General features: G+C 67.5%; 30 protein-coding genes, 1 tRNA gene and 1 other RNA gene. 22 read left to right on the forward strand and 10 right to left on the reverse strand.

Annotation, left to right across the window (positions count from 1 at the left end; genetic code table 11):
* The first annotated feature begins 8 nt into the window (after positions 1 to 8).
* Together AC5P7E_RS11065 and selD are read left to right on the forward strand one after the other, a co-directional pair.
* Positions 9 to 104, forward strand: a tRNA-Sec gene (locus AC5P7E_RS11065).
* A 26-nt stretch (positions 105 to 130) separates the two neighbouring features.
* Positions 131 to 1,210, forward strand: coding sequence for a selenide, water dikinase SelD (gene selD, locus AC5P7E_RS11070; protein ID WP_114618184.1), 1,080 nt, complete (start codon positions 131 to 133; stop codon positions 1,208 to 1,210).
* 57 nt (positions 1,211 to 1,267) lie between these two features.
* Here the strand turns inward: selD and AC5P7E_RS11075 are convergent, their stop codons facing one another.
* A complete protein-coding gene (locus AC5P7E_RS11075; protein WP_005410888.1) occupies positions 1,268 to 2,128 on the reverse strand; it encodes a YicC/YloC family endoribonuclease in 861 nt (286 codons plus the stop codon).
* A gap of 124 nt (positions 2,129 to 2,252) precedes the next feature.
* Between AC5P7E_RS11075 and rph the strand changes: the two genes are divergently transcribed.
* The 7 genes from rph (at position 2,253) to pepQ (ending at position 9,500) form a co-directional block, all read left to right on the forward strand.
* Entirely contained in the window at positions 2,253 to 2,978 is a 726-nt protein-coding gene (gene rph / locus AC5P7E_RS11080; protein ID WP_043034086.1) for a ribonuclease PH, read from the forward strand.
* The gene (locus AC5P7E_RS11085; RefSeq protein WP_062605714.1) at positions 2,975 to 3,364 is read left to right on the forward strand and encodes a VOC family protein; all 390 of its coding nucleotides are present in this window, start codon (positions 2,975 to 2,977) and stop codon (positions 3,362 to 3,364) included. Before rph ends, AC5P7E_RS11085 begins: the two co-directional genes overlap by 4 nt.
* Complete coding sequence (gene rdgB, locus AC5P7E_RS11090) at positions 3,361 to 3,957, forward strand: RdgB/HAM1 family non-canonical purine NTP pyrophosphatase (RefSeq protein WP_005410891.1); 597 nt, start codon at positions 3,361 to 3,363, stop codon at positions 3,955 to 3,957. Before AC5P7E_RS11085 ends, rdgB begins: the two co-directional genes overlap by 4 nt.
* 56 nt (positions 3,958 to 4,013) lie before the next feature.
* Positions 4,014 to 5,240: a radical SAM family heme chaperone HemW gene (hemW, locus tag AC5P7E_RS11095; protein ID WP_043400308.1), complete on the forward strand. Its 1,227-nt coding sequence runs from the start codon at positions 4,014 to 4,016 to the stop codon at positions 5,238 to 5,240.
* A gap of 202 nt (positions 5,241 to 5,442) precedes the next feature.
* Positions 5,443 to 7,722, forward strand: coding sequence for a DUF1631 family protein (locus AC5P7E_RS11100; protein WP_043034084.1), 2,280 nt, complete (start codon positions 5,443 to 5,445; stop codon positions 7,720 to 7,722).
* On the forward strand, positions 7,719 to 8,093 hold the full coding sequence (locus tag AC5P7E_RS11105; protein ID WP_005410894.1) for a PilZ domain-containing protein: 375 nt from the start codon (positions 7,719 to 7,721) through the stop codon (positions 8,091 to 8,093). Before AC5P7E_RS11100 ends, AC5P7E_RS11105 begins: the two co-directional genes overlap by 4 nt.
* Before the next feature lie 75 nt (positions 8,094 to 8,168).
* The gene (pepQ, locus tag AC5P7E_RS11110; RefSeq protein ID WP_114618185.1) at positions 8,169 to 9,500 is read left to right on the forward strand and encodes a Xaa-Pro dipeptidase; all 1,332 of its coding nucleotides are present in this window, start codon (positions 8,169 to 8,171) and stop codon (positions 9,498 to 9,500) included.
* Positions 9,501 to 10,043: 543 nt separating this feature from the next.
* Here the strand turns inward: pepQ and AC5P7E_RS11115 are convergent.
* Positions 10,044 to 11,366 carry an aminopeptidase P N-terminal domain-containing protein gene (locus tag AC5P7E_RS11115; protein WP_086016280.1) on the reverse strand — a complete coding sequence of 441 codons (1,323 nt, stop codon included), beginning with the start codon at positions 11,364 to 11,366 and terminating at the stop codon, positions 10,044 to 10,046.
* 5 nt (positions 11,367 to 11,371) lie between these two features.
* Complete coding sequence (locus AC5P7E_RS11120) at positions 11,372 to 11,920, reverse strand: YecA/YgfB family protein (protein WP_005410897.1); 549 nt, start codon at positions 11,918 to 11,920, stop codon at positions 11,372 to 11,374.
* 153 nt (positions 11,921 to 12,073) lie between these two features.
* On the opposite strand from AC5P7E_RS11120, the gene AC5P7E_RS11125 reads away from it, so the two are divergent.
* The 8 genes from AC5P7E_RS11125 to AC5P7E_RS11160 all read left to right on the forward strand — a co-directional run bounded on the left by AC5P7E_RS11125 (position 12,074) and on the right by AC5P7E_RS11160 (position 16,149).
* Positions 12,074 to 12,295 carry a TIGR02449 family protein gene (locus AC5P7E_RS11125; RefSeq protein WP_043034082.1) on the forward strand — a complete coding sequence of 74 codons (222 nt, stop codon included), beginning with the start codon at positions 12,074 to 12,076 and terminating at the stop codon, positions 12,293 to 12,295.
* Positions 12,292 to 12,588, forward strand: coding sequence for a cell division protein ZapA (locus tag AC5P7E_RS11130; protein WP_006467013.1), 297 nt, complete (start codon positions 12,292 to 12,294; stop codon positions 12,586 to 12,588). The genes AC5P7E_RS11125 and AC5P7E_RS11130 overlap by 4 nt, the downstream gene beginning before the upstream one ends.
* Positions 12,589 to 12,685: 97 nt before the next feature.
* Positions 12,686 to 12,871, forward strand: a non-coding RNA gene (ssrS, locus tag AC5P7E_RS11135) — 6S RNA.
* Between the two features lie 83 nt (positions 12,872 to 12,954).
* Positions 12,955 to 13,548, forward strand: a complete 594-nt coding sequence (locus AC5P7E_RS11140; protein WP_033834478.1) for a 5-formyltetrahydrofolate cyclo-ligase — start codon at positions 12,955 to 12,957, stop codon at positions 13,546 to 13,548.
* A complete protein-coding gene (locus AC5P7E_RS11145) occupies positions 13,545 to 14,024 on the forward strand; it encodes an EVE domain-containing protein (protein WP_114618186.1) in 480 nt (159 codons plus the stop codon). Before AC5P7E_RS11140 ends, AC5P7E_RS11145 begins: the two co-directional genes overlap by 4 nt.
* A 22-nt stretch (positions 14,025 to 14,046) precedes the next feature.
* Positions 14,047 to 14,694 carry a ribose-5-phosphate isomerase RpiA gene (gene rpiA, locus AC5P7E_RS11150; protein ID WP_019338635.1) on the forward strand — a complete coding sequence of 216 codons (648 nt, stop codon included), beginning with the start codon at positions 14,047 to 14,049 and terminating at the stop codon, positions 14,692 to 14,694.
* Between the two features lie 21 nt (positions 14,695 to 14,715).
* Positions 14,716 to 15,159 carry a DUF192 domain-containing protein gene (locus AC5P7E_RS11155; protein ID WP_005410903.1) on the forward strand — a complete coding sequence of 148 codons (444 nt, stop codon included), beginning with the start codon at positions 14,716 to 14,718 and terminating at the stop codon, positions 15,157 to 15,159.
* Positions 15,160 to 15,303: 144 nt separating this feature from the next.
* Positions 15,304 to 16,149: a SirB1 family protein gene (locus tag AC5P7E_RS11160; protein ID WP_005410904.1), complete on the forward strand. Its 846-nt coding sequence runs from the start codon at positions 15,304 to 15,306 to the stop codon at positions 16,147 to 16,149.
* A 78-nt stretch (positions 16,150 to 16,227) separates the two neighbouring features.
* On the opposite strand, the gene AC5P7E_RS11165 is transcribed toward AC5P7E_RS11160, so the two are convergent.
* Positions 16,228 to 16,419, reverse strand: coding sequence for a rubredoxin (locus AC5P7E_RS11165; protein ID WP_012481171.1), 192 nt, complete (start codon positions 16,417 to 16,419; stop codon positions 16,228 to 16,230).
* Positions 16,420 to 16,486: 67 nt separating this feature from the next.
* Here AC5P7E_RS11165 and thiE point away from each other — a divergent pair, with 67 nt between their 5' ends.
* Positions 16,487 to 17,113 (forward strand): thiamine phosphate synthase, encoded by a 627-nt coding sequence (gene thiE / locus AC5P7E_RS11170; RefSeq protein WP_329761703.1) that lies wholly within the window; start codon positions 16,487 to 16,489, stop codon positions 17,111 to 17,113.
* A gap of 16 nt (positions 17,114 to 17,129) precedes the next feature.
* Positions 17,130 to 18,419 (forward strand): glutamate-1-semialdehyde 2,1-aminomutase, encoded by a 1,290-nt coding sequence (gene hemL, locus AC5P7E_RS11175; RefSeq protein WP_114618187.1) that lies wholly within the window; start codon positions 17,130 to 17,132, stop codon positions 18,417 to 18,419.
* 72 nt (positions 18,420 to 18,491) lie between these two features.
* On the opposite strand, the gene azu is transcribed toward hemL, so the two are convergent.
* Positions 18,492 to 18,941: an azurin gene (gene azu / locus AC5P7E_RS11180; RefSeq protein WP_005410908.1), complete on the reverse strand. Its 450-nt coding sequence runs from the start codon at positions 18,939 to 18,941 to the stop codon at positions 18,492 to 18,494.
* Positions 18,942 to 19,063: 122 nt separating this feature from the next.
* Here azu and AC5P7E_RS11185 point away from each other — a divergent pair, with 122 nt between their 5' ends.
* Positions 19,064 to 19,666 (forward strand): HAD-IA family hydrolase, encoded by a 603-nt coding sequence (locus AC5P7E_RS11185; protein ID WP_005410909.1) that lies wholly within the window; start codon positions 19,064 to 19,066, stop codon positions 19,664 to 19,666.
* A gap of 53 nt (positions 19,667 to 19,719) precedes the next feature.
* Here AC5P7E_RS11185 and AC5P7E_RS11190 read toward each other — a convergent pair whose 3' ends face one another.
* Positions 19,720 to 20,946, reverse strand: coding sequence for an acetylornithine transaminase (locus tag AC5P7E_RS11190; RefSeq protein ID WP_043034076.1), 1,227 nt, complete (start codon positions 20,944 to 20,946; stop codon positions 19,720 to 19,722).
* 63 nt (positions 20,947 to 21,009) lie between these two features.
* Here AC5P7E_RS11190 and AC5P7E_RS11195 point away from each other — a divergent pair, with 63 nt between their 5' ends.
* A complete protein-coding gene (locus AC5P7E_RS11195) occupies positions 21,010 to 21,882 on the forward strand; it encodes an ion transporter (protein WP_005410911.1) in 873 nt (290 codons plus the stop codon).
* A gap of 55 nt (positions 21,883 to 21,937) precedes the next feature.
* Here the strand turns inward: AC5P7E_RS11195 and AC5P7E_RS11200 are convergent, their stop codons facing one another.
* A complete protein-coding gene (locus AC5P7E_RS11200; protein ID WP_100438083.1) occupies positions 21,938 to 22,930 on the reverse strand; it encodes a YiiG family protein in 993 nt (330 codons plus the stop codon).
* A 93-nt stretch (positions 22,931 to 23,023) separates the two neighbouring features.
* On the reverse strand, positions 23,024 to 23,842 hold the full coding sequence (locus AC5P7E_RS11205; RefSeq protein WP_495222845.1) for an SDR family oxidoreductase: 819 nt from the start codon (positions 23,840 to 23,842) through the stop codon (positions 23,024 to 23,026).
* A gap of 108 nt (positions 23,843 to 23,950) precedes the next feature.
* On the opposite strand from AC5P7E_RS11205, the gene AC5P7E_RS11210 reads away from it, so the two are divergent.
* Positions 23,951 to 24,634 (forward strand): hypothetical protein, encoded by a 684-nt coding sequence (locus tag AC5P7E_RS11210; RefSeq protein WP_329761704.1) that lies wholly within the window; start codon positions 23,951 to 23,953, stop codon positions 24,632 to 24,634.
* 51 nt (positions 24,635 to 24,685) lie between these two features.
* On the opposite strand, the gene AC5P7E_RS11215 is transcribed toward AC5P7E_RS11210, so the two are convergent.
* Both AC5P7E_RS11215 and AC5P7E_RS11220 read right to left on the reverse strand, forming a co-directional pair.
* Positions 24,686 to 25,174, reverse strand: coding sequence for a DUF2867 domain-containing protein (locus tag AC5P7E_RS11215; RefSeq protein WP_217279012.1), 489 nt, complete (start codon positions 25,172 to 25,174; stop codon positions 24,686 to 24,688).
* A 14-nt stretch (positions 25,175 to 25,188) separates the two neighbouring features.
* Entirely contained in the window at positions 25,189 to 25,851 is a 663-nt protein-coding gene (locus AC5P7E_RS11220) for a serine/threonine-protein kinase (protein WP_114618188.1), read from the reverse strand.
* Positions 25,852 to 25,897: the final 46 nt, after the last annotated feature.

The following is a 25,897-nucleotide window of genomic DNA, read 5'->3' on the forward strand; positions in this document are numbered from 1 at the left end:
GTACTTTCGGAAGGCATGCGCATCCGGGCATGCGGCTGGGCTTCAAACCCAGTAGGGGGCGTCGATCGTTCCCTGGTAGGTTCGACTCCTGCTGCCTTCCGCCATTCGCGTTCCCGCAGGAGATGTCGGCATGGTCACGCACGCGCAGTCCCCCGCCCCTTCAACGGCCGATGCCCCGCAACGACTGACCTCTCTCGCGCATGGCGGCGGCTGCGGCTGCAAGATCGCGCCGGGCGTGCTGAGCGAACTGCTGCGTGGCGTTCCAGCGCTTCCCGCTCCGGCTGAGCTTCTCGTCGGGCGCGAGACCAGTGACGACGCTGCGGTGTACCGCCTCGATGATCGCCAGGCAATCGTCGCCACCACTGATTTCTTCATGCCCATCGTCGACGACCCGTTCGACTTCGGCCGCATCGCGGCCACCAACGCGCTGTCGGACCTGTATGCGATGGGCGCGCGCCCGCTGTTCGCACTGGCCATCGTCGGCATGCCGATCAATACGCTGCCGCAGGACACGATCCGCGGCATCCTGCAGGGTGGCGAACGCGCCTGCGCCGATGCTGGCATCGTGGTCGCTGGTGGCCACAGCATCGATTCGGTGGAACCCATCTACGGCCTGGCCGCGATCGGCGTGCTCGACCCGCAACGACTCAAGCGCAACGCCGATGCCCGCGCCGGCGACGTGCTGGTGCTGGGCAAGCCGTTGGGCGTGGGCGTGTATTCGTCGGCGCTGAAGAAGGAAGTGCTGGATGCCGACGGCTACCGGCAGATGATCGCGTCGACCACCCGCCTGAACACCGTGGGCGTGCCGCTGGCCGCGCTGGACGGTGTGCATGCCATGACCGACGTCACCGGCTTCGGCCTGCTCGGCCACCTGCTGGAAGTGTGCCGCGCCAGTGGTGTCGCTGCCGAGGTGGACAGTGCACAGGTGCCGCTGCTGCCGCAGGCGCTGGAGCTGCTGCAGCGTGGCTGCGTGACCGGCGCTTCCCACCGCAACTGGGCCTCGTATGGCGCCGAGGTGCGCTTCGCCGATGGGTTGCCGGCACACTGGCAGCCACTGCTGACCGACCCTCAGACCAGCGGCGGCCTGCTGGTGTCGTGCGCCCCGGAAGCGGCGGATGCGGTGCTGGCCTGCTTCCACGACGCGGGGTTCGGCCAGGCAGCCGTGGTCGGGCGTTTGAGCGAAGGAGCGCCGGGCGTCAGCGTGCGCTGATGCGCTGGAACGACAAGGGCGCCCGAAGGCGCCCCTGCTGTACCGCTGGATGCAACATCACTCGATGTTCTGCACCTGTTCGCGGATCTGGTCGATCAGCACCTTCAGCTCCACCGCGGCATTGGAGGTACGGCTGTCCACCGACTTCGACCCCAGCGTGTTGGCTTCGCGGTTGAACTCCTGCAGCAGGAAGTCCAGGCGGCGACCGACCGGCTCGCGCTGCTTGAGCACGCGGCGGATCTCGACGATGTGGCTGCCGAGGCGGTCCAGCTCTTCATCCACGTCCAGCTTCTGCAGCCACAGGACAAGTTCCTGCTCTGCGCGGCCGGGGTCGACCGGGTGCGGCAGGTCGGCCAGGCGTGCGGCCAGCTTGGCGCGCTGGCCGTCGCGAATGGCCGGAATCAGCGTGCGGACTTCGGTGGCGATGCGTTCGATGCCGTCCACCCGCTCGCTGATGGCCGCAGCCAACTTGCCGCCTTCGCGCTCACGGGCCTCGACGAAGCCATCCAGCACCTGGTCCAGCAGCGCCAGCGCCTCGACCTGCAGGGCGGCGGCGTCGGTGGCCTCGCCACGGGTCACGCCCGGCAGCTGCAGCAGGTCGGTGAAGCTGACCTGCAGGTTGGGGAAATCGGAGGTCAGGCGGTGCGCCAGGCGGCCAAGCTGGCCCAGCAGGGCCTCGTCCACCTGAAGGTTGGCCGCCGCTTCCGGCGCGCGCAGGCGCATCACCAGATCCAGCTTGCCACGGCTCAGGCGCGCGGCGATGCGCTCGCGCAGCTGCGGTTCCAGCGCCCGCAGCTCCTCGGGCAGGCGGGTGCCGACCTCCAGGAAGCGGTGGTTGACCGAGCGCAGCTCGCAGCCCAGCGTGCCCCACGGGGTGACCCGCTCGCCGCCGGCATAGGCGGTCATGCTTCGAATCATGGATTGTGTCCGGTGCGTGCAAAGGGGGAATGGTACCCTAGCGCCCTCACCAGAGCCCCCTTGCCCGCCCCGTGAAGGCCGCGGGCGTGGCGGCGTACTCCCTTGCCATTACGGAACCCGCACCATGTCCGATTCCCGCCCCAGCGGCCGCCAGCCCGACCAGCTCCGCCCGGTCGTCATCCAACGCGGCTTCACCCGCCACGCCGAAGGTTCGGTGCTGGTGTGCTTCGGTGAAACCCGTGTGCTGTGCACCGCCAGCGTCGAGAACCGCGTGCCGGGCTTCCTGCGCGGCAAGGGCGAAGGCTGGGTCACCGCCGAGTACGGAATGCTGCCGCGCGCCACCCACACCCGCAGTGACCGTGAAGCGGCCCGTGGCAAGCAGGGTGGCCGCACCCTGGAGATCCAGCGACTGATCGGCCGCAGCCTGCGCGCCTGCGTGGATCGCAACGCGCTGGGCGAGCGCACCATCACCCTCGACTGCGACGTGCTGCAGGCCGACGGTGGCACCCGCACCGCCGCCATCACCGGCGCGTACGTGGCGCTGGTCGATGCGGTGAACGTGCTGATCAAGCGTGGCGACATCAAGCGCAACCCGATCCTGGGCGCAGTGGCCGCCGTATCGGTAGGCGTGTACCGCGGCACCCCGGTGCTGGACCTGGACTACGCCGAAGACAGCGACTGCGACACCGACATGAACGTGGTGATGAACGACGGCGGCGGCTTCATCGAACTGCAGGGCACTGCCGAAGGGCACGCCTTCCGCCGCGATGAACTGGACGCGCTGCTGGGCCTGGCCGAAAAGGGCGTGGGCGAACTGCTGGCCGCACAGCAGGCGGCGCTGTCAGCATGAACCGGCGCATCGCCCTGACCACCCTGGTGGTGGCCGACTATGACGAAGCCATTGCCTGGTACACCGGCAAGCTCGGCTTCGCCCTGTTGGACGACATCGACCAGGGCAGCAAGCGCTGGGTGGTGGTGGGGCCGACCGACGGCAGCGCTGCCGCCCTGCTGCTGGCCCGCGCCAGCGACGAGGAACAGCGCAGCCGCATCGGCAACCAGACCGGTGGCCGCGTCGGCTTCTTCCTCAACACCGACGACTTCCATCGCGACCACGCGGCGATGCTGGCCGCCGGCGTCGAGTTCCTGGAAGCGCCACGCGAAGAACCCTATGCAACGGTTGCGGTGTTCCGCGATCTGTATGGCAACACCTGGGACCTGCTGGAGCCCCGCCAATGAAGAAACTGGTACTGGCCAGCCACAACGCCGGCAAGCTGGTGGAGATGCAGGAGATCCTCGCCGACCTGCCGCTGCAGATCACCTCGGCCGCCGAACTGGGCCTGGGCGACGTGGAAGAGACCGGCCTGACCTTCGTCGAGAACGCGCTGCTGAAGGCACGCGCGGCCTGCGAAGCGACCGGCCTGCCGGCGCTGGCCGATGATTCGGGCCTGATCGTCGATGCCCTCGGCGGTGCGCCCGGCCTGTACAGCGCGCGCTACGCCGGCCATCCGACCAATGCTGCGGCCAACAATGCCAAGCTGCTGGACGCGATGGCCGACATTCCCGACGGCCAGCGCAGCGCCCGCTTCTATGCGGTGATCGTGCTGCTGCGCCACGCCACCGACCCGCAGCCGCTGATCTGTGAAGGCCGCTGGGAAGGGCAGATCATCCGCGAACTGCGTGGCACGAATGGTTTCGGCTACAACCCGGTGTTCCTGGACACCACCCATGGCCTGACCGCCGCGGAAATGGAGCCGGCACTGAAGAACGCCATCAGCCACCGCGCCATTGCCCTGCAGCAGCTCAAGCAGCAGCTGGCGACGCTGTACTGACGCCACCCGATCGAACCAGGGAAGCCGGCCAGCGGCCGGCACTACCGAAGAAGCCCATGCCGCACGCCCACGACCACTGCAACCACCTGCCCGGCGAAGCCTGCTCCGCTGACCACGACAGCCCGCCGCGACTGGTGCCACCACCGCTGTCGTTGTACGTGCACCTGCCGTGGTGCGTGCGCAAATGCCCGTACTGCGATTTCAATTCGCACCAGGCCAAGGGTGAGCTGCCGTTCGACGCTTATATCGATGCGCTGCTGCGCGACCTCGACCAGGACCTGCCGCTGGTCTGGGGCCGGGTGGTGCACAGCGTGTTCTTCGGTGGCGGCACGCCCAGCCTGTTCCCGCCGGAGGCGATCGACCGCTTCCTGCAACAGGCCAGCGCACGCCTGCGTTTCGCGCCCAATGCCGAAATCACCCTGGAAACCAACCCGGGCACCGCCGAACATGGCCGCTTCGACCGCTATCGCGCGGCCGGCGTGAACCGCCTCAGCTTCGGCATCCAGAGTTTCGACGACGCCATGCTCAAGCGCCTGGGCCGCATCCACGACAGTGGCGAAGCCGAGCGCGCGGTGAAGATGGCGCAGGACGCGGGCTACGACAACTTCAACATCGACCTGATGTACGCGCTGCCGGAACAGACCCTGGCCGGTGCCGAGGCCGACCTGGAACGCGCGTTCGCGCTGCAGCCGGCACACATCTCCCACTACCAGCTGACCCTGGAACCGAACACGGTGTTCTTCGCGCGGCCGCCGCAGGGCATTCCCGATGAAGACAACGCCTGGGACATGCAGGAACACTGCCAGGCATTGCTGGCACAGGCCGGTTTCGGCCAGTACGAGGTCAGCGCCTATGCGCGCCCCGGCCGGCAGAGCGCGCACAATCTGAACTACTGGCGCTTCGGCGACTACCTGGGCATCGGTGCCGGCGCGCACGGCAAGATCAGTTCCGGCGCCGAGGAGCATGTGCTGCGGCGTTGGAAGCTGAAGCACCCGCAGGCCTACCTGGACAGCGCCGGCACGCCCGCCTCGTTCGGCGGCGACGATGTGATCGCGCCGGAGCGCCTGCCGTTCGAATACATGCTCAACCTGCTGCGCCTGCACGAAGGTTTTGGCCTGCGCGATTTCGAGTCGCGCACGGGGCTGCCGCGCAGCGTGCTGGACGCTCCCCTGGCCGAGGCCGTGCAGCGCGGCTGGCTGGACGTGACCGATGGCCATGTGCAGCCGACCGAGCTGGGCCGCCGCTTCACCAACGATGTGGTGAGCCTGTTCCTGGAAGATTGATCCTCGCCTGGCAAAGGATCGTTCCGGCCGCTGGCCGGCAATCCGGTGAAGACATATCTGCCGGCCAGCGGCCGGCACTACCGTTCATCGGTCGGGCCAGGCCCGGCGGATGCGATTCACGTTCAGCCTAAAGTAGCGCCGACATCGGCCGACACGGTAGATTCACCAGATCGATCCGCGGGAATCCGGGTACCGCCTGCCGATGTCAGCTGTCTTTTCCATCACTCCTGCCGACAAGAACCGCCTGGCCGCCAGCGATCTGCCACCGCGGGTACGTGAGCTGCTGGGCGCGCTGATCGGTCTGTGCCGGCAGACGCTGGCCGCGCCCCTGATCCTGACCGTCGAGGCGTTGGAGCAGACCCTGCTGCACGACGCCGACCGCGCACGCAATCCGCAGCAGCAGGCCGAGCTGATGGCCCAGCGTGGACAGCTGCACGCCTTCGCCGGCCATTTCGCCGATCGCATGCTCGATGCCGTGGCCGACGCCCTCGCGCGGTTGCGCGAACCGGTCAGCGGTGTCAGCACCAGTGCTGGGCCGCCAGCGCTGCCGGGCATGCTCGGGCTGTCGCTGGTTGATGAGCACGAAGTGGATCGCGACCTGCTGCTGACCGAGATGGTGCGGCGCGAAACCCTGCGTTCAACCAACACACTGAACCTGCTGGGCCAACGCCTGGGCGTACTGGCGGCGGCGCCGGCCTTCGAGGCCGACACCCTGCCGCTGGCACCGCAGGCACTGTGCGCGATGGTGCGCCGGATTGCCGAACAGGACGCGCTGAGCGTCGAGGTACAGCTGGCGCTGTATCGCAGTTTCGAACGGCAGGTGCTGGAACGGCTGGGCGATATCCTTGACCGTGCCAATGCCCTGCTGGCCCAGTCCGGTGTACTGCCGGGGCTGGTCTACACCCCCTACCTGGCACGCTCGTCGAGCACGCGGCGGATCATCACCCAGTCGGTGGGGGGCGGCCGCACCACGCAGCCGGCCAAGCGCACCGCAGCCCCCCTGACCGGCTGGAACGGTTCGGCACCGGCCGGCTCCTGGTCCAGCCTGGTACAGGACGCCTTCCACGAGGGCGGCGCTGGCGGCCCCGCCACGCCGGGCGTGACCACCTCCACCGGCAGTGCACTGCATGAGCTGCTGCAGCAGGCACGGCACGGCAGCCCTGCCCCGGCGGACAGCGGCGCGGTGCCCAGCGCGGCAGTCGACGCGGTACTCGCGCGCCTGCAGGCCCAGTCCAGTGCGGCAACCGGTGTGGCCGACCTGCAGGCTGCCGTGGTCGCGCAGCTGCGCAGCGAGCATGGTGCGCAGGCCCAGCTGGGCAGTCACGACCGGGACAACCTCGACCTGCTGCGCATGCTGATGCAGCAGGTGCAACAGCAGCAGCGTCCCGATCCAGTGCCGGCCGCGCTGCTGGCCCGCCTGCAGGTACCCCTGGCACGCGCCGCCATGGCCGATCCGGGCTTCTTCGTGCGCGACGAACACCCCGCGCGTGAGCTGCTCAATCAGATCGCCGAAGTCGGCGCCAACTGGCTGGGCGATGAGGATGTCGACCCGCAGCTGCTGCAGCGCATGGCGCAGAGCGTGCAGGGCCTGCTGGGGCAGGATGCGCGTGCGCCGGAAGTCTTTGCCGCCGCCAGTGAAGACGTGCAGCAGCACCAGCGCGCGGCGGCCCATCGTGCCGAACTGGCCGAGCGCCGCCATGTGGAAGCCGCGCGCGGCAAGGAACGATTGGAACTGGCCCGTCGCCAGGCCACCGCACAGATCGACCAGTGCTGCGACACCCGGTCGCCACCGCGTTTCGTGCAGACCTTGCTGCGCCAGGCCTGGGCCGATGCACTGACCCTCACCCGCCTGCGCCATGGCGACGATTCACCGCAATGGCAGGAGCGCCTGCAACAGACCGAGCGCATCGCTGCCATCACCGCGCAGGCCATCGACGCCCCCGGCGGCACCGATACCGCACTGGCAGCGGACGTGGAGGCCGCATTGCTGCAGGTCGGCTACCACGCCGAGGAAGCCGCCGCTGTCGCGCGCAGGCTGGCCACGCCCGGCGGCGAGGATGAAAGCACCTCGCGTACCGAGCTCAGCGCACGCCTCAAGGCACGTGCGCGCCTGGGCGAGCACGCCGGCACGAACGGTGGCGCCGCACCTGCCACGCCGCGCAGCAGCGCCGAAGAAGCGGCCTACCAACAGCTGTCCAGCCTGCCGTTCGGCAGTTGGTTCGACATCGACATGGGCGATGGCACGATGCGCCGCCAGCGCCTGTCCTGGTACAGCCTGCTGACCGGCCACGCGTTGTTCGTCAATGCGCGCGGGCAGAAGATCACTGATACCGACCTGGATGCGCTGGCACGGCAGATCAGTGCCGGGCGCGCGCAGCTGGTCACCGAAGACAAGGGCCGGCTGGTCGACCGTGCCTGGGAAGCCAGCCTCGGTGCGCTGCGCGCACTGGCCACGGCTCGCGCACAGGAGACCCCCGCATGAAAGCCGTACCGCCGCAGGACACCCGCCGCGCGCCGCGCCGCCAGGTCTCGGACCTGGTGCCGGTTACCGACCAGATGCGCGAGTGCGTGGTCGGGCGCCTCGGCAATGTCTCCGAAACTGGCATGCTGATGCTGGCCAGCATGCCGCTGCGCGAGGATGCGCTGTACCAGCTGCGCTTTCCCTTGCCATTGGGTGATGGCCGCCAGCAGGCCATCGACGTAGGCGTGCATCTGCTGTGGAGCGAGCCCGCACACGTTCCCGGCCAGAGCTGGACCGGCTTCCGCTTCCTGACCCTGTCGCGCGAACATCGGCAGCTGCTGCGGCAGTGGGTGGGCGAGGACAGCGACGAGGGACCGGTTTCGACGGCCTGAGTGCCGGTTCCGGCACAGCGGTTTTTCGCGGTATGCGGCAGAATCTAGGGCCGTTTTCCGTGTCGAGCCACCGCAATGATCCAGCAAGACCCCGGCGCCCTGTATTCCGACCACCTGGCCGTGCTGTGCCGACGCGCCGAACAGGCGCTGGCCCGCGGCGGCTTCGACCATCTGGTGGTGCCCAGCGGCACCCTGCACTACCAGGTGTTCGACGACCGCGACTACCCGTATGCGGTCAACCCGCAGTTCAAGGCCTGGCTGCCGCTGACCCGCGTGCCCAACAGCTGGATCGTGTTCACCCCGGGCAAGCGCCCGGCGGTGATCTTCCACCAGCCCTTCGACTACTGGCACGTGGTGCCGGACGCCCCCAGCGGCTGGTGGGTGGAGCACTTCGACATCCACATCATCCGCAAGCCCGAAGAGGCGCTGGCCCTGCTGCCGGCCGACCCGTCGCGCTGCGCGATCCTGGGCGAGCCGCAGAGCGCACTGGGCAACTACGTGCCGAACAATCCAGCGCCGGTGATGAACTACCTGGAATGGCACCGCGGCAGCAAGACACCGTATGAAATCGCACTGATGCGCCAGGCCCAGGTGCTGGGCGTGCGCGGCCACCGCGCCGCCGAGGCCGCGTTCCGCAACGGTGCCGACGAATTCAGCATCCACATGGCGTACTGCCAGGCCGTCGGCCAGGATGCCAACGAGCTGCCCTACGGCAACATCGTGGCGTTGAACGAACACGCCGCCGTGCTGCATTACACCGAGCTGGGCCGCAAGGCACCGCAGCCGCTGCGCAGCTTCCTGATCGACGCCGGCGCCAGTGCGCACGGCTACGCCAGCGACATCACCCGCACCTACGCCGCGCAGGGCCACGACGAATTCGCCGCGATGATTGCGGCCGTCGACGCGGCCCAGCAGCAGATGTGCGCAGCGGTGCGCCCGGGCTTCGACTACAAGCAGCTGCACGTGGACGCACATCTTTCGCTGATGGGCGTGCTGAAGGACTTCGGCGTGATCAAGGTGTCGCCACAGACCGCGCTGGAGACCGGCGTCAGCGCCGCATTCTTCCCGCACGGCATCGGCCACCTGATCGGCCTGCAGGTGCACGACGTGGCCGGCTTCGCCGCCAGCGACGAAGGTGGCCGCATCGAGCGCCCGGCCGGCCATCCCTACCTGCGCCTGACCCGCGTGCTGGAACCGGGCATGGTGGTGACCATCGAGCCAGGCCTGTACTTCATCGACATGCTGTTGAACGAAGTGAAGGACGCCGGCCATGGTGATGCGATCAACTGGGAGCGCGTGGATTTCTTCCGTCCGTATGGTGGCATCCGCATTGAAGACGAAGTGCTGTGCACTGATGGCGAGGCGGACAACCTGACGCGGCCGGCGTTTGCGGCGGCGAACGGCTGAGCCCCTCGTGGTTGGTCGCTTGGAGCAAAAGCCGCGCTTTGCCGGGCGGGGTGGGTTTGCAGGACACGCCGTAAACCCATCCATGGGGGCTCGATGGCGCCATCCATGGCGCCAACGGTCCTGCAAACCCACCCCGCCCGGCCTTTGACAGTTTCCTGCGCGCGTCCAACCACGGAAAAGAAAAAGAAAAGCAAAAGCGGGTCGCTCGCTGCGCTCGCTCTGTGTCGACCAAGGTCGACACCTACCAACAGCCGCAATTGTCCGTAGATCCACGCCATGCGTGGATGATTCATTCGATATCTGACAGATGTGCCGACCAACGATCGGCACCCACCAACAGCCACAGGAATCTGTCGGGGGTGGGGCGGTGTGGGTGGGCAGGACCGTTGGCGCCATGGATGGCGCCATCGAGCCCCCATGGATGGGTTTACGGCGTGTCCTGGCCAGCTACACCGCCCCGCCATCCCACGGAATGCCGCTCTGGCATTGGCAGTTGCCGTTGATTGCAGCAGGTGCAGGGCTGCAAGCCCTGCAGAACACCACTTACCCCGCCATCACCGCTTCAATCTCGTCGGCGCTGCGCGCCAGGCCTTCGGTCAGCACGCGATGGCCATCGTCGGTGATCAGCACGTCATCCTCGGTACGGATGCCGATACCGCGCCAGCGCGGTTCCACCGTCGTGTCATCCACGCCGATGTACAACCCGGGCTCGATGGTGAACGCCATGCCCGGCTCCAGCAGACGCGAGTCACCCGCCAGACGGTAGTCGCCCACGTCGTGCACGTCCATGCCGATCCAGTGCCCGGTCTTGTGCCGGTAGAAGCGCTGGTACAGGCCTTCGGCCAGGTTCTTTTCCAGCGTACCCTTCAGCAGGCCCAGCCGCAGCAGGCCCTCGGTCAGGGTCTGCACTGCGGCGAGGTGACCGGCTTCGTACGGCACGCCCGGCCTGGCCTGGGCCAACGCAGCGGCCTGCGCATCGCCGACCAGGTCGTGCAGTGCACGCTGCTCAGCGCTGAAGCGGCCATTCACCGGGAACGTGCGGGTGATGTCACTGGCGTAGCCACGGTACTCGGCACCGGCGTCGATCAGCACCAGCTCGCCGTCGCGCGAACGCGCGTTGTTGTCGCGGTAATGCAGGATGCAGCCGTTGCGGCCGGCGCCGACGATGCTGCAATAGGCCGGCACGGCGTCGTTGGCGCGGAACACGCGTTCCAGCTCCGCCTGCAGTTCGTACTCGTGGATGCCGGCCCTGGCGGCCCTCATCGCGGCCAGATGCGCACGCACGCTGATCTGCGCGGCGTGGTGCATCAACGCCACTTCGGCACCGGACTTGAACAGGCGCTGCTCGTGCAGCAGGTGGCCCAGTTCGAGGAACTCGTGCGGCGGCTGCGCACCGTGGCGCACCTGCGAACGCACGCGGTTGACCCAGCCGATCAGCTTCAGGTCGAAGTCGGCATCCCGGCCGAAGTGGTAGTAGACGCGCGAACGGCCTTCCAGCAGGCCCGGCAGGATGTCGTCCAGATCATCGATCGGGTAGGCGTCGTCCATGCCGTACTGCGCCACCGCGCCTTCCTGGCCGGCGCGGCTGCCGTCCCAGGCTTCGCGTTCGGCATCGCGCTCGCGGCAGAACAGGATGGCCTCGCCGTGGCGTCGGCCCGGGATCAGTACCAGCACTGCTTCCGGCTCCGGGAAGCCGCTCAGGTACTGGAAATCCGAATCCTGCCGGAACGGATAATGGGTATCGAGGCTGCGCACCTTCTCGGCCGCGGCCGGCAGCACCAGGATCGCGTCCTCGCCGGCCATGTCCATCAGCTGGCGGCGGCGACGCTTGTACTCGCCGGCGGCAATGCCGGTGCGCTGCTTGATGTCCATCAGTTCAGGCGCTGACGATGGCGCGAGGCCAGCACCACGTCGCCGTGCAGCAGGAGCACCGCCACGCGGATGAATTCCTCGATCTCCGACAGGGCTTCGTCGTCGTCATCGCCACCGGCCTCGAAATCCTCGCTGGAGGCACGCGCCAGGCTGGCCATGTCGGTCAGCGCTTCCTCGCCCTCTTCGGACAGGGTCGGGCGGCGGCCGCCGCTGCCCAGGCCGAAGCCGCCCAGGAAGGAACGGGTCCAGCTGAACATGGCATCGGCCTGCGCGGATACATCGTCGCCGTCGGTCAGCAGCAGCTCGAAGGCGAAGTCGCGGTCTTCCAGCTGCTTGATGGTGGCCTGCAGCAGCTGCCCCAGCACGCTGTCGGCAGCCACCGGCGGCAGGTTGTCGTCGGCCAGCACGCGCGCCGGCCAGTCGTTGCCGGGGGCACCGCCGGCAGCCAGCCAGCCGCACAGCGCGCCGTGCAGCTCGGCAGCGGTGGCGCCCAGGCCCAACGCCTGGCTGGCGCGGGTAACGTCGTCGACGGAGGGAAGTTCGGTCATCGTGCGGCTCGTTCGGAAAGGAAACCCGGGGCGCGCACGCGCGCGCCCGTGAGACCCCGTAGTGTAGCAACCCGACGGCATCCTCTCCGCAGCCGTCCAGCCTTGCTGCGACAACGCTTGACCGCCCTTACCCGGCTTGCCTATCGTGCCCGCATGGAACCCGCCGATCCCCTTGCCCAGCTGCAGGACTTCGCTGCCCGCGTGGAAGCGTTGCTTGACCGCAACCAGCGCCTGGCCGAGGAGAACCGCAGCCTGCGCCACCAGCAGGAACAGCTGGTGGCCGAGCGTTCGACGCTGCTGGCCAAGAATGAGCAGGCACGCTCGCGGGTGGAAGCGATGATCAGCCGGCTCAAATCCCTGGAGCAGCACACATGAGCGCCGAACCGGTCAGTGTCCGCATCCTCGATCGTGAATACACCGTGGGCGTCGGCGGCGATGAACGTGACAGCCTGATGGCCGCCGCGCGCCTGCTGGACGCGCGCATGCGTGAGATCCGCGGCAGCAACCGCATGGCCGCGGTCGATCGCGTCGCCGTGTTGGCCGCGTTGAACCTGGCCCACGAACTACAGCTGCTGCGCGACGAGAACGCCCGCCAGGCGGTGGCGCTGCAGCAGACGCTGGCCGACCTGAACCGGCGCCTGGACCGCGCCATCGACGGCGGCGCCTGAAGATCGTGCAAAACGCGTCTTCTCATATCTGAATTGGCACGGACTGTTGCCGACGAACGGCCTATCCAGATCCTGCGTGCTGGCTATAATGGTCACGCGTTCTCTGCGGTACTCGACGGCATGTGCAAACATTCGCCTTGTCCCTTAAGAACGACACCGGGAGCGCGACAGCGCCGGGAGTGCAGGTCCGCCTTGCAGCGGGAAGCCCGATGGTTCTCCAGCGTTCCCACTTGAGCCCCCGGGTTCAAGGTCGTTTCGCATGCATCGACATTGCGGAGAATGCAATATTCCAGCAAGGGCGGCGTCTTCGGGCGTCGCCCTTGTTCTTTCCGGCACAATGACGGCTGATCCTTGCCGCACGCTGCCATGACCGACCCGCGCCAGGCCCTGCGCCACGACCTGCGGCAACGCCGCCGCGACCTTTCCGCCGCTGAGCGCATCGCCGCCGCCGAATCGCTTGCCGATGCCCTGCTCGCCCTGCCGTTCGCCCCGCGCGAAGGCGCCGTGGCCGGCTACTGGGCGCTGGATGGCGAGATCGCCCTGCACCGCTGGCAGTTGCAGTTGCCCGAAGGCCTCACCTACTGCCTGCCGGTGCTGGCCGGCGACGTGCTGCGCTTCGCGCCGTGGCGGCCGGGGCAGCCGCTGACCAGCAACCGCTACGGCATTCCCGAGCCGGACGTGGCGCTGGAAGACACCCTGGAACCAGCACAGATGGCGCTGGTGGTGGCCCCACTGGTGGGTTTCGACACGCAGTGCCGGCGGCTGGGCATGGGGGGCGGCTGGTATGATCGCAGCTTCGCCTTCCGCCACGACCGGCCGGCGCCGCCCTGGCTGGTCGGTGCTGCGTTCGCGGTGCAGCAGGTCGAGTCCTTGCCGGTGGCGTCGTGGGACGTGCCGGTGGATGCGATCTGCACCGAAGACGGCACCCTGTTCCCCTCCGCTGCCCCCGTGAACGCATGACCGCCCGCAAGCGCTACTGGCTGATGAAGTCCGAACCGGACGCCTTCTCCATCGATGACCTGGCCAAGGTCAAGGTCGAACCCTGGAACGGGGTGCGCAACTATCAGGCGCGCAACTTCATGCGCGATGGCATGCAGGTGGGCGACGGCATCCTGTTCTACCACTCCAATACCAAGGTACCCGGCATCGTCGGTCTGGCCACCGTGGCCAGTACGGCCTACCCGGACGACACCCAGTTCGATCCGAAATCCGACTACCACGACCCCAAGAGCACGCGCGAAAACCCGCGCTGGATGCTGGTGGACGTGGCCTTCGACCGCAAGCTCAAGCAGGTGATCGCGCTGGACGAGATCAAGCTGCACGCCGAAGAACTCGGCGAGGGCTTCCCGCTGGTTGCCAAGGGCAGCCGCCTGTCGGTGTTCCCGGTGACCGCCGCGCAGTGGAAGCTGCTGCTGTCGCTGGAAAAGAAATCCTGATTCCCTGCCTGAGAGTTCTCCCATGTCCGAAGCCAAGCGCCTGGCCGCCGAGAAAGCCATCGAGTACGTTGAAGACGGCATGATCGTCGGTGTCGGCACCGGTTCCACCGTGGCCTATTTCATCGATGCCCTGGCCCGCATCCAGCACCGCATCAAGGGCGCTGTTTCCAGCTCCGAGCAGAGCACCGCGCGCCTGAAGCAGCACGGCATCGAGGTGATCGAACTGAACCACAGCGGCAACCTGTCGCTGTACGTCGATGGCGCCGATGAGTGCGACGCCAACAAGTGCCTGATCAAGGGCGGCGGCGCCGCGCTGACCCGCGAGAAGATCATCGCCGAGGCCAGCGAGCGCTTCATCTGCATCGTCGACCCGAGCAAGCAGGTGCCGGTACTGGGCAGGTTCCCGCTGCCGGTGGAAGTGATCCCGATGGCGCGCAGCCTGGTCGCCCGCCAGATCCGCGACATGACCGGCGGCCAGCCGACCTGGCGCGAAGGCGTGGTCACCGACAACGGCAACCAGATCCTGGACATCCACAACCTGCAGATCACCGATCCGGAAAAGCTGGAGCGCGAGCTCAACCAGCTGCCGGGCGTGGTCTGCGTCGGCCTGTTCGCCCGCCGCCGCGCCGATGTGGTGATCGTCGGCGGCGAGCCGCCGGTCGTGCTCTGACCCTTTCGAAGGATCCTGACGATGTCGCTGTTGCGTTCGCTGCTGATGCTCCCGCTGCTGGCCCTGGCTGGCTGCGCCACCGACGCGGCCCGCCATTGGGTCGAACTGGATGGCGCCCGCTACCAGGTCGAGCTGGCCACCAACGATGAAACCCGCGCACGCGGTCTGATGTTCCGCGACCAGATGGCGGCCGACCACGGCATGCTGTTCATCCACGACCGCGAGGAAATGCAGGCGTACTGGATGAAGAACACCAGGATCGCGCTGGACATCCTGTACTTCGACAGCCAGCGCAAGCTGGTCAGCCAGCAGCGTGATGTGCCGCCGTGCTCGGCCGGCGACATGTGCCCGCCCTACCCCAGCGGTGGCCCGGCACGTTACGTGCTGGAGCTCAACGCCGGCCAGGCCGAGAAGCTCAAGCTGAAGGACGGCACGGAGCTGAAGTTCGGCCCAGGCATCGAGTAACAGGGTTCTGCCCGCGGTAGTGCCGGCCGCTGGCCGGCAACCCTGCAGGGGTCAGATCCCTTTCGCACGCGAAAGGGATCTGACCCCCGGATTTTTCACGCGGCACCGCTTGAAACCGCCTGCGAATGACGCCAGTCTGTGGTCATGCAGGACCGGATCACACTCCCCGACTGGGATGCACTGGCCGACCTCGAAGACGAGGCGCTGCCCTTGTTGCCGACCGCGCTGCTGATCGCGCGCGATGAATACCCCGATCTGCAGCCGTCCACCTACGACGCGCTGATCCAGAGCCATGTCGACCACCTCCGTTCGGAAGTGGAGAGCATCGACAACAGCCCACTGAAAATGGCGGCGATCAACCGCCACCTGTTCGACGAGCTGGGCTACAGCGGCGACCACGACGAGTATTACGACCCGCGCAACAGCTACCTCAACCAGGTGTTCGAGCGGCGCCTGGGCAATCCGATCTCGTTGGCGCTGGTGCAGATGGAAGTCGCGCGCCGGCTCGGCATACCGTTGGATGGCGTGTCCTTCCCCGGCCACTTCCTGGTGCGCTTGCCGGTGGACGACGGCGTGCTGGTGATGGACCCGTTCAACGGTGGCCGGCCACTGGACGTGGACGAACTGCGCGAACGCGCCAAGTCACACCTGGGCGGACAGATGCCCGATGACCAGGTGCTGGCGCAGATCCTCGACCCGGCGCCAGCGCGTGCGATCCTGATGCGCATGCTGCGCAACCTGCATGGTGTCTATGCGGAAGCCGGTGAATGGGATCGTGCCGCACGCAGTGCCGACCGCCTGCTGAAACTGGCGCCCGAGCAGGACGACGCGCTGCGCGACCGCGGCCTGGCGTACCTGCAACTGGAGTATCTGGCCGGTGCCCGCCATGACCTGGGGCAGTACCTGAAGCGCAATCCCGAGGCCAGCGATGCGCAGTGGCTGCGCGAGAAGCTGATCGACCTCGGCGGGCCGGTGCCGCGGCTGCATTGAGGGTGTCGGTGTGTGGACCAACGGTCCACACCCACCCCAACGGTCCGCACCCACAGGATGGGCCGGGTGGCCCGCCGGTCAGTCGACCTCGACCATCTCGAAATCGGCCTTGGTCACCCCGCAGTCCGGGCAGGTCCAGGTCTCGGGAATGTCCTCCCAACGCGTCCCGGGCTCAATACCCTCCTCCGGCAAGCCTTCCGCTTCGCTGTACAGGAAGCCGCAGACCACGCACATCCAGGTTCGCAGGGTGGTGGGGCTGGCGTCGCTCATCGGATAATCGGGGCTGGATTCACGGGCCGCCATTGTCCCATTGCAGCCCACGCACCGGTAGCCATCGATGACTTCTGCTTCCCCTGCGCCCCGCGGCGTCTACCTGATCACCCCCGACGAGCCAGATACCGCGCGCCTGCTGGCCCGTACCGCGCCGCTGCTGGCCGCGGGTGCCACCTGGCTGCAGTACCGCAACAAGACCGCCAGCGACGCGCTGCGGCAGGAACAGGCGGCGGCCCTGCAAGGCCTGTGCGCCGCCCACGGCGTGCCGCTGATCGTCAACGACGATCCGGTGCTGGCCAAGGCCGTGGGCGCGGCCGGCGTGCATCTGGGCGGCACCGACGGGGACATCCCCAGCGCGCGCGCGCTGCTCGGTGCCGAGGCCATCATCGGCGCCTCCTGCTACGACCAGCTGGCCAATGCCGAGAAGGCCGTGGCGGCCGGCGCCAGCTATGTGGCCTTCGGCGCCTTCTTCCCGACCACCACCAAGGTCACCAACAGCCGCGCCCACACCGACCTGCTGCGGCAAAGCGCCGCACTCGGCGTGCCGCGGGTGGCGATCGGCGGCCTGACGCCGGACAATGTCGGTCCCATCATCGACGCCGGCGCCGATCTGGTGGCCGTGGTCAGCGGTATCTATGCCGCATCGGACCCGGTCGCGACCCAGCGCGCCTATCTCGCCCAGTTCGCGTAATGCCCAGGAAAGCCCCATGAACCACGACCAGTCCCACGCCCTGTTCTCCCGTGCCCAGCAGCTGCTGCCGGGCGGCGTCAATTCGCCGGTACGTGCGTTCAAGTCGGTCGGCGGCGAGCCGTTCTTCGTTGAACGCGCCGATGGCGCCTACCTGTACGACGTCGATGGCAACCGCTACATCGACTACGTCGGTTCCTGGGGCCCGATGATCGTCGGCCACAACCACCCGGCCGTGCGCCAGGCGGTGAAGAAGGCGATCGACAATGGCCTGTCCTTCGGTGCGCCGTGCGCGGCCGAAGTCACCATGGCCGAGACCATCACCCGCCTGGTGCCATCGTGCGAGATGGTGCGCATGGTCAACTCCGGCACCGAGGCCACGCTGTCGGCGATCCGCCTGGCGCGTGGCGCCACCGGCCGCAACCGCATCGTCAAGTTCGAAGGCTGCTACCACGGCCACGGCGACTCGTTCCTGGTCAAGGCCGGCAGCGGCATGCTGACCCTGGGCGTGCCAACCTCGCCGGGTGTCCCGGCCGGGCTGAGCGAACTGACCCTGACCCTGCCCTACAACGACTTCGAAGCGGCCACTGCGCTGTTCGAGCAGCAGGGTGACGACATCGCCGGCCTGATCATCGAACCGGTGGTCGGCAACGCCAACTGCATTCCGCCACGCGAAGGCTACCTGCAGCACCTGCGCGAACTGTGCACGAAGCATGGCGCGCTGCTGATCTTCGACGAAGTGATGACCGGCTTCCGCGTCGCCCTCGGCGGTGCGCAGGCGCACTACGGCATCACCCCGGACCTGACCACTTTCGGCAAGATCATCGGCGGTGGCATGCCGGTGGGTGCCTATGGTGGTCGCCGCGAGCTGATGCAGCAGATCGCACCGGCCGGCCCGATCTACCAGGCCGGCACGCTGAGCGGCAATCCGGTGGCAATGGCTGCCGGCCTGGCGATGCTGGAGCTGGTCCAGCAGCCGGGTTTCCATGCCGACCTGGCCGAGCGCACCGCACGCCTGTGTGCGGGTCTGGAAGCGGCCGCCGCCGACGCCGGTGTGGCCGTGACCACCACCTGCGTGGGTGCGATGTTCGGGCTGTTCTTCACCAGCGAGAAGGTGGAGACCTATGCGCAGGCCACCGCCTGTGACATTCCGGCGTTCAACCGCTTCTTCCACGCGATGCTGGAGCAGGGCGTGTTCCTGGCCCCGTCGGCGTACGAGGCCGGCTTCCTGTCCAGCGCCCACGACGATGCCGTGATCGAGGCGACGCTGGCCGCAGCACGCGTGGCGTTCAGGGCCGCCAAGGGCTGATCGCAAAAAAGGGGACGGAGGGGATTAAGTCGTTTGTGCACAAACGACTTAATCCCCTCCGTCCCCTTTTTTTCAACCGAAGACGAACTTGCCCTTCATCATCGCGAAGTGGCCGGGGAACGAGCAGAAGAAGGTGTAGTCACCGCCCTTCTGCAGGCCCTGGGTGGAGAAGCGCACGCGCGTGGTCTCGCCACCGCCGATCACCTTGGTGTGCGCCAGCACGCGCTTGTCGGCCTTCGGCAGGTAGCTGTCGGCCAGGGTCATGCGCATGCCCGCCATCGCCACCGGCTGGTAATCGGCGGTACGGGTCAGCACCCAGTTGTGACCCATCGCGGTGACAGCCAGCTTGCCGGTGTGGCGCAGGGTCAGGTCCACGGCGGTGCAGTCGGCGGCGACCTTGATCTCGCGGCTGCTGAAGCTCATCTGGTCGGTGCTGTCGATGCTGACCGCACACACCCGCGCCATCGCCGACGGCGCCAGCATCAGCGCGCCCAGTCCCACTGCCACCATCCAAGCCTTCATCGTTGCATCTCCTGCGGATTCAAGCGCCATTCTAGGCAGCCCCCTGTGGCCGCGTCTGCGACCGTCTGTCGCACGCGCACTCCAGGGTTTCCGCGCATCCACCGCGATGGCATGCTCGGCTGATGCGGATCGATCTGTTGCTGCTGGATGTGGACGGCGTGCTGGTGCAGTACCAGCGCGCGCAGCGCGTGCTGCATCTGGCACAGGCGCTGGATGTCGCGCCGGAAACCGTGCAGGCCGCGCTGTACGACAGCGGGCTGGAAGCAGCACATGACAATGGCACGCTGGATGGCCCGGCCTATCTGGCGCAGCTGAGCAAACAGCTGGGCCGCACCGTTGATGTACACACGTGGATCGCGGCGCGACAGGCCGCCAGCCATCCACAGCCGGCCGTGCTGCAGCGGCTGCAGGCCCTGCAGCTGCCGATGGCGGTGCTGACCAACAATGGCGCACTGATGCAGCAGGCCTTGCCCACTCTGCTACCTGAACTGTTCCCGGCCCTGCATGAGCGCGTGTTCTGCAGCGCGGAGTTCGGTCTGCGCAAACCGGCGCCCGCGGTGTTCCTGCGCACGCTGGAAGCACTGGACGTGGCACCTGCGCGCACGCTGTTCGTCGATGACCTGTTCGCCAACGTGCGCGGCGCACGCGCCGCCGGCCTGCACGCGGAAACCGTGCGCGATGGCCGTGGGCTGGGCAAGGTGTTGAAGCGTTACGCGGTGGGCTGATCGGGGTCAGAGCCCTCTCCGCAGGAGAGGGATCCGACCCCAGCATTATGGCGTCAGCGTGCGGCGATGAACGCGGCAATTGCCGCGCGCAGGCGCTTGAGGCCTTCAGCCACTTCTTCGTCGGTGATGTTCAGCGACGGCACGAAGCGCAGCACGTCCGGGCCGGCCTGCAGGGTCAGCAGCCCCTGCCCGGCGGCGTGGTCGAGGATCGCACCAGCCTGGCCGGCGAAGTCCTTGCTCAGCACCGCACCCAGCATCAGGCCGCGACCACGCACCTCGCTGAACACGCCGAACTCTTCGTTGATGCGCGCGAAACCATCGCGCAGCGCCTTCGACTGGCGGCTGACGTTGGCGGCGATCTCCGGCGAGGCCAGCTTGCGCAGCGCCACGCGGGCCACCGCAGCGGCCAGCGGGTTGCCACCGAAGGTGGTGCCGTGCGCGCCAAACTGCATGGTCTCGGCCACCTTCGGGCCGGCCAGCATCGCACCGATCGGGAAGCCGCCACCCAGTGCCTTGGCCAGGGTGACCATGTCCGGCACCACGTCGTCCTGCCAGTGCGCGAACAGCGTGCCGGTGCGGCCCATGCCGGCCTGGATCTCGTCCAGCACCAGCAGCGCGTCGTGCTGGTCGCACAGTTCGCGCACGCGCTTGAGGAAGCCGGACTTGGCCGGCATCACGCCGCCCTCGCCCTGGATCGGCTCCAGCATCACCGCCGCCACGTCACCGGCGGCCATCGCGGTTTCCAGCTGCACTTCGTCGTTGAAATCGATGTAGCGGAAGCCACCCGGCAGCGGCTCGTAGCCTTCCTGGTACTTCGGCTGCGCGGTAGCGGTCACCGCGCCCATGGTGCGGCCGTGGAAGCTGCCACGGAAGGTGATGATGACGCGCTTGTCGGCCGGGCGGCCCTGGCTGGAGGCCCACTTGCGGACCATCTTGATCGCCACTTCGTTGGCTTCGGCGCCGGAGTTGCACAGGAACACCCGCTCGGCGAAACGACTGGCCTTCACCAGTTCCTCGGCCAGGTGCAGCGGCGGTGCGCTGTAGAACACGTTGCTGGTGTGCCAGAGCTTGCCGGCCTGCTCGACCAGCGCGGCCACCAGGTCCGGATCGTTGTGGCCCAGGCCGCACACGGCGATGCCGGCAGCCAGGTCGATGAACTCACGGCCCTGGCTGTCCCATACGCGGGCGCCCTGGCCTCGCTCCAGTACCACCTGGCGGGGCTTGTAGACCGGCAGGTAATAGTGCGAAAGGGAGATCAGCGGATCGGTCGCGGCGGTCATGGCAGTCGGCAGGGTTCAGGAACGCCCATTCTCGCGCCGGAACCCCTGCGGCACAATGCGCCCATGCGACCGTTTTCCGCCCCCCAGCTCAACCCCGCCACCGAGACCGGCTGGCGCCGTCGGTGGTTCGACATCATCTACCGCCATGACACCCGCCCTTCGCGCAATTTCGACCTGATCCTGGTGGTGGCGATCGTCGCCAGCATCCTGGTGGTGATGATCGACAGCGTGCAGCACCTGCATGCCGAATGGTCCACCGGCCTGTACATCCTGGAATGGGGCTTCACGATCATCTTCACCGCCGAGTACCTGCTGCGGCTGGCGGTGGTCAAGCGCCCGCTGCGGTATGCAGTGAGCATCTGGGGCATCATCGACCTGCTGTCGATCCTGCCCGCCTACCTGTCGATGTTCATCCCCGGCGCGCAGAGCCTGCTGGTGGTGCGCGCGCTGCGCATCCTGCGGGTGTTCCGCATACTGAAGCTGACCCGCTACATCGAGGAAAGCGGCGTCCTGATGACGTCGCTGTGGCGCAGCCGGCGCAAGGTGCTGGTGTTCCTGTTCACGGTGATCACCATCACCATCATCGCCGGTGCGCTGATGTACGTGATCGAGGGCCCCGAACACGGTTTCACCAACATCCCGGCCAGCATGTACTGGGCGGTGGTGACCATGGCCACGGTCGGCTTCGGCGATATCGTGCCGCAGACCGTGCTCGGCCGCTTCGTCACCTCGGTGCTGATCCTGATCGGCTACAGCATCATCGCCGTGCCCACCGGCATCTACACCGCCGAACTGGCCAGCACCATGCGTGAAGCCGAGCAGGCCGCACGCCGCGATGCGCGTGGCTGCCCGGACTGTGGGCTGGAAGGCCATGAACCGGATGCACTGCACTGCCGCAAGTGCGGCGGCAAGCTGCCGGATGCGTTCAGTCATTGATGCGAGCGCCGGCGATATACACCGGCGCACGCTGATCACGCCATGAGCGGGAGCACTACTGGCGGTTGCTCTGGAAAACGAGCGTGTTGTATTCCTGCATCAGCTTGCTGGCCGATCCACGCGGCGCCATCGACGGCGAATCAAGCATGCGTCGTTCGAAATCGGTGTAAGGCTCTTTCTCGCTGACGCGCTGCAGCCGCGCCTTGCCTTCCCGACGGAAGTTCTCGGCCTCACGCTCGAAGCTGTTCCAGTCCAGCTTGCCCGGTTCCTGATCAGCCACCTTCGCATGCGCTTCGTCGGAAATGCGGTTGAACGCATCCAGACGCTCGCGGGCCTTGGCCTGATCGAAATCATCCTCGCTCATCAGATCCATGATGGCCTTGGCTTCCAGCATCATCGCCAGGCGGTAGTACTCGCGCGTGCGACCCTCGGCCTGCTCCAGTGCCTTGAGCTGCTCGCGCTGGGCGGCGTCGTTCTGGCGCTCCAGCTCGGCATTGAACGTTTCGCTGGCAGCCACGAAATCCTTGAAGGCGGCCATCAAGGGCGCGTGCAGCTGCTTGCCCTTGGCGAACTGGTCGTCTTCGTAGTCCTGGCGATCGTAGTAGTCGTGCGCGTCCTTGCTGATCGGCACCAGCGCCTTCAGCGCCTGCTGGTAGTGGCCGGCAGCAGCATCGAGTTCGGCCAGCACTGGCTTGGCAGCGATCGCCTCGGTCACGGGGGCATCGCACTGCTTCATGTCGTAATCGCTGATCTCGAACGGACCGTACACCTGTGTCTCGCGACCGGTCGGGCCGGCGGCGACATCCTTGATCCAGCGCGTATAGGACTCGATGCTGCCGTGGGTCTTCGAATCAAGCGCGTTGAAGCAGCCGATGTAGGCGTTGAGCTTGGCGGTCAACTGCTGCTGCGGGTCGGACGGCGCCGCGCTGGCGTCCGGCGTGCCGGAGGCAGCGCCGCCGCCCGCAGCGGCGGGTGCCTTGCCACCGCAGGCGGCCAGGATCAACGACAGCGAAGCGGCCAGCGCCGCGACGGAAAGAGTGCGTGGCATGTGTTCACATCCCTGTTGAAAACGATTACAGACGCACATTCTAGCGCAGCAGGCCGAAGCTCGCAGCCCTCGGCCTCTTCCGGCGACGTACGATCAATCCAGGAACAGATCCGGCAGCAACGGACGCGATGGATCCACTGCGTAGCCCGAAAGATCGGTGATACCCGCCTGCGCCAGCACGTCATCGTCGATCAGGAACTGGCCATGGAAGCCCGCCGCTTCGCGCACCAGCACCGCATGCGCGGCATCAGCCATGATCTGCGGCATGCGGCAGCCGGCCGCATCCACGCCCGGGATCATGTTGATCGCATCGGTGGCGATGACCGTGCGCGGCCACAGCGCATTCACCGCCACGCACTGCGGGCCGAATTCCGCGGCCAGGCCCAGGGTAACGAAGCTCATGCCCATCTTCGCCAGCGTGTAGCCGGTATGCGGTGCCCACCACTTCGGCTCCAGACTGGGCGGCGGTGCAAGGGTGAGGATGTGCGGATTCGGCGCCTGCAGCAGGTACGGCAGGCAGGCCTGCGCGCACAGGAAACTGCCGCGCGCATTGACCTGCTGCATCAGGTCGAAACGCTTCATCGGCGTATCCAGCGTACCGCGCAGCCAGATCGCGCTGGCGTTGTTGACCAGGATGTCGATGCCACCGAAGGTATCGACCGTGGCCGCAACCGCCGCGTGCACCTGCTCTTCCTCGCGGATGTCGCACTTCAGGGCCAGTCCCTGCCCGCCTGCCGCCGTCACCGCTTCGGCCGCGGTATGGATGGTGCCCGGCAGCTTCGGATTCGGCACCGACGACTTGGCCGCAATGGCCACGTTGGCGCCGTCGCGCGCAGCGCGCAGTGCGATGGCCAGGCCGATCCCACGCGAGGCTCCGGTGATGAAAAGCGTTTTGCCCTGCAGACTGCCCACGTTCCACACTCCAGCGTATGCAATGAGCCGCTAGTATGCCGCGCCGACGCGGAGTTCACCCGGCCTTGACGATACTCGGGCCTCCAGCCAACGCACGAGGTCCACGCCATGCGCCGTTCCCGCCTGTTGCTGCCTGCCCTGGGGCTTGCCCTGCTGACTGCCTGCCAGGGCCGTTCGCCGGAACCCGGCAAGGAGCCACCCGCCGGTGACGCGCCCAGCGCGGAGAAGGCCGCCGCCGACGGCAAGATGCGCTGGAGCGAGGCCGTGGTCTGGGATGGCGATCTGAACGCATGCCGCCAGGGCGAGAATGCCGCCACCCGGGATTGCCTGCGCGATGCGATGCGAGCGGGGGGAGCAAGCGCCGAGGCGATCACCGCGGCCGAGCAACTGTCCAGCGCCGGGGAACTGGCGTATGTCACCGCCTGGCATGAGAACGAGGGGCTGGGCATTGCCACGGTCGAGTATCCCTTCCGGGCCAACACCAACGAAGGCACCCGCCTGGTCGACGCCAGCGGCAAGCGCATCGATGTGGATGCCGTACAGCTGGACGACACGCTGCGTGCCGACCCGGCCGTGCAGGAGCTGTTGAAGGCCAACCCGCAGGCCACGCCATTCGCGCCGGCGCAATCGGCCGGAGCGACACCGCTGGAGGGCGGCGGGATCCGCCTGCTGTACCGCACACCGCTGCGCGACTGCCACGCCTGCCCGGACGTGGGCCCGCTGCAGATCGCCTATGACTTCGATGCCAAGCGCAACTTCATCGGCCAGCAGGTGGTGCCGGCGACGCCGTAATCCGGAAACGCCGCGTGTCGCCGGGCATGGCCCGGCGAGCGCAGTGTCGAATCACCGGTACGCCTGCACCTGCTTCTGCAGCAGATGCGGCACGATCAACCTGTGCACGGGCGCGACCGGCAGCATGTAGAGGCGCCCGAATGCGTTATGCGTATGCACCACCGTCACCACTTCCAGCACATCGCCCTGCCATTGCAGGGCCAGCTGTACGCGCAGGTGGCGATCATCGTCTTCCAGCACGATGGCATCGTCATCCAGCGACTGCAGGGTGAAGATGCCCAGCCGCTGGCCGGCAGCCGGATCGTCGGTGTCCTGCACCGCACGCAATGAGCCAAGGTGCTTCATCCCAAGCAGGCGCATGCCGTGGTTGCGCAGCGCCATCAGACCGTCGAACCAACCGGGAATGCTCGCGGCCATGTCGCGATAGGCCTGCAAGGCCGAGCGCCCGTCACGACGGGTGGTCGCATGGCACGCATGCACGAAATCCGCACCGGGCAGCTGAGTTCGCAGCACGCTGCCCGCGCTCGGCGGCGCGCTCATCACCTGCGATGCACTCACGGCTTCGGTCCCTGCCCCTCGTTGTCTTCCCAGTGCAGGATGCGGCGGGTGACGAAGCGGTAGACCGGCTTGCCGGTGGCGAACCACAGCTCGCGCACCCACGACGTACGCTTGAGCACGCGCTTCTCCACCGGGGTGAGTGATTCGCGGCAGTACATGCGCTTGTGCTTGAGCAGGTGGCGCAGGTCCTCGCGGGCCAGCAGCCGCATCCAGCGCGAGCGCGGGTTGCCGATCACCGCCAGCTGGAAGTCGATCAGCGCCGGTCGTCCATCTTCAGTGACCAGCCAGTTGGCTTCCTTGGCCAGGTCGTTGTGGGCCACGCCATTGCGATGCAGCTGCTGCAGCAGGCGACGCGCGGCGCGGAACCAAGCCAGATCGCCGCGCGGCGGACGCTGGTACATGGCATCGCCGGCCATGAAGCTGCGGTCGAGGTGGCGGCCATCCCAGGCCAGCAGCTGCGGCACATCGGCCATGCCATGGATATGGCGCAGCGCGCGTGCTTCGCGACGTGCAAGCCACCACGCGGGCAACCGCAGCCACAGCGGCGTGGCCCCCAGATCGCGGCGTACGAACCGGCCATCGGGCCCTTTCACAAGAAGGATCCGGCCGAAGCTGTCGGCCTTCAGAGCATGGTGGGGAGCGTCTGGCGTATGCGGCATGACTCCATTCTAGGCGATGGCGCCGGTTGCAAACGGTCACGAAGCG

The sequence above is a fragment of the Stenotrophomonas sp. YJH_SMC_25 genome (genome assembly GCF_059369595.1).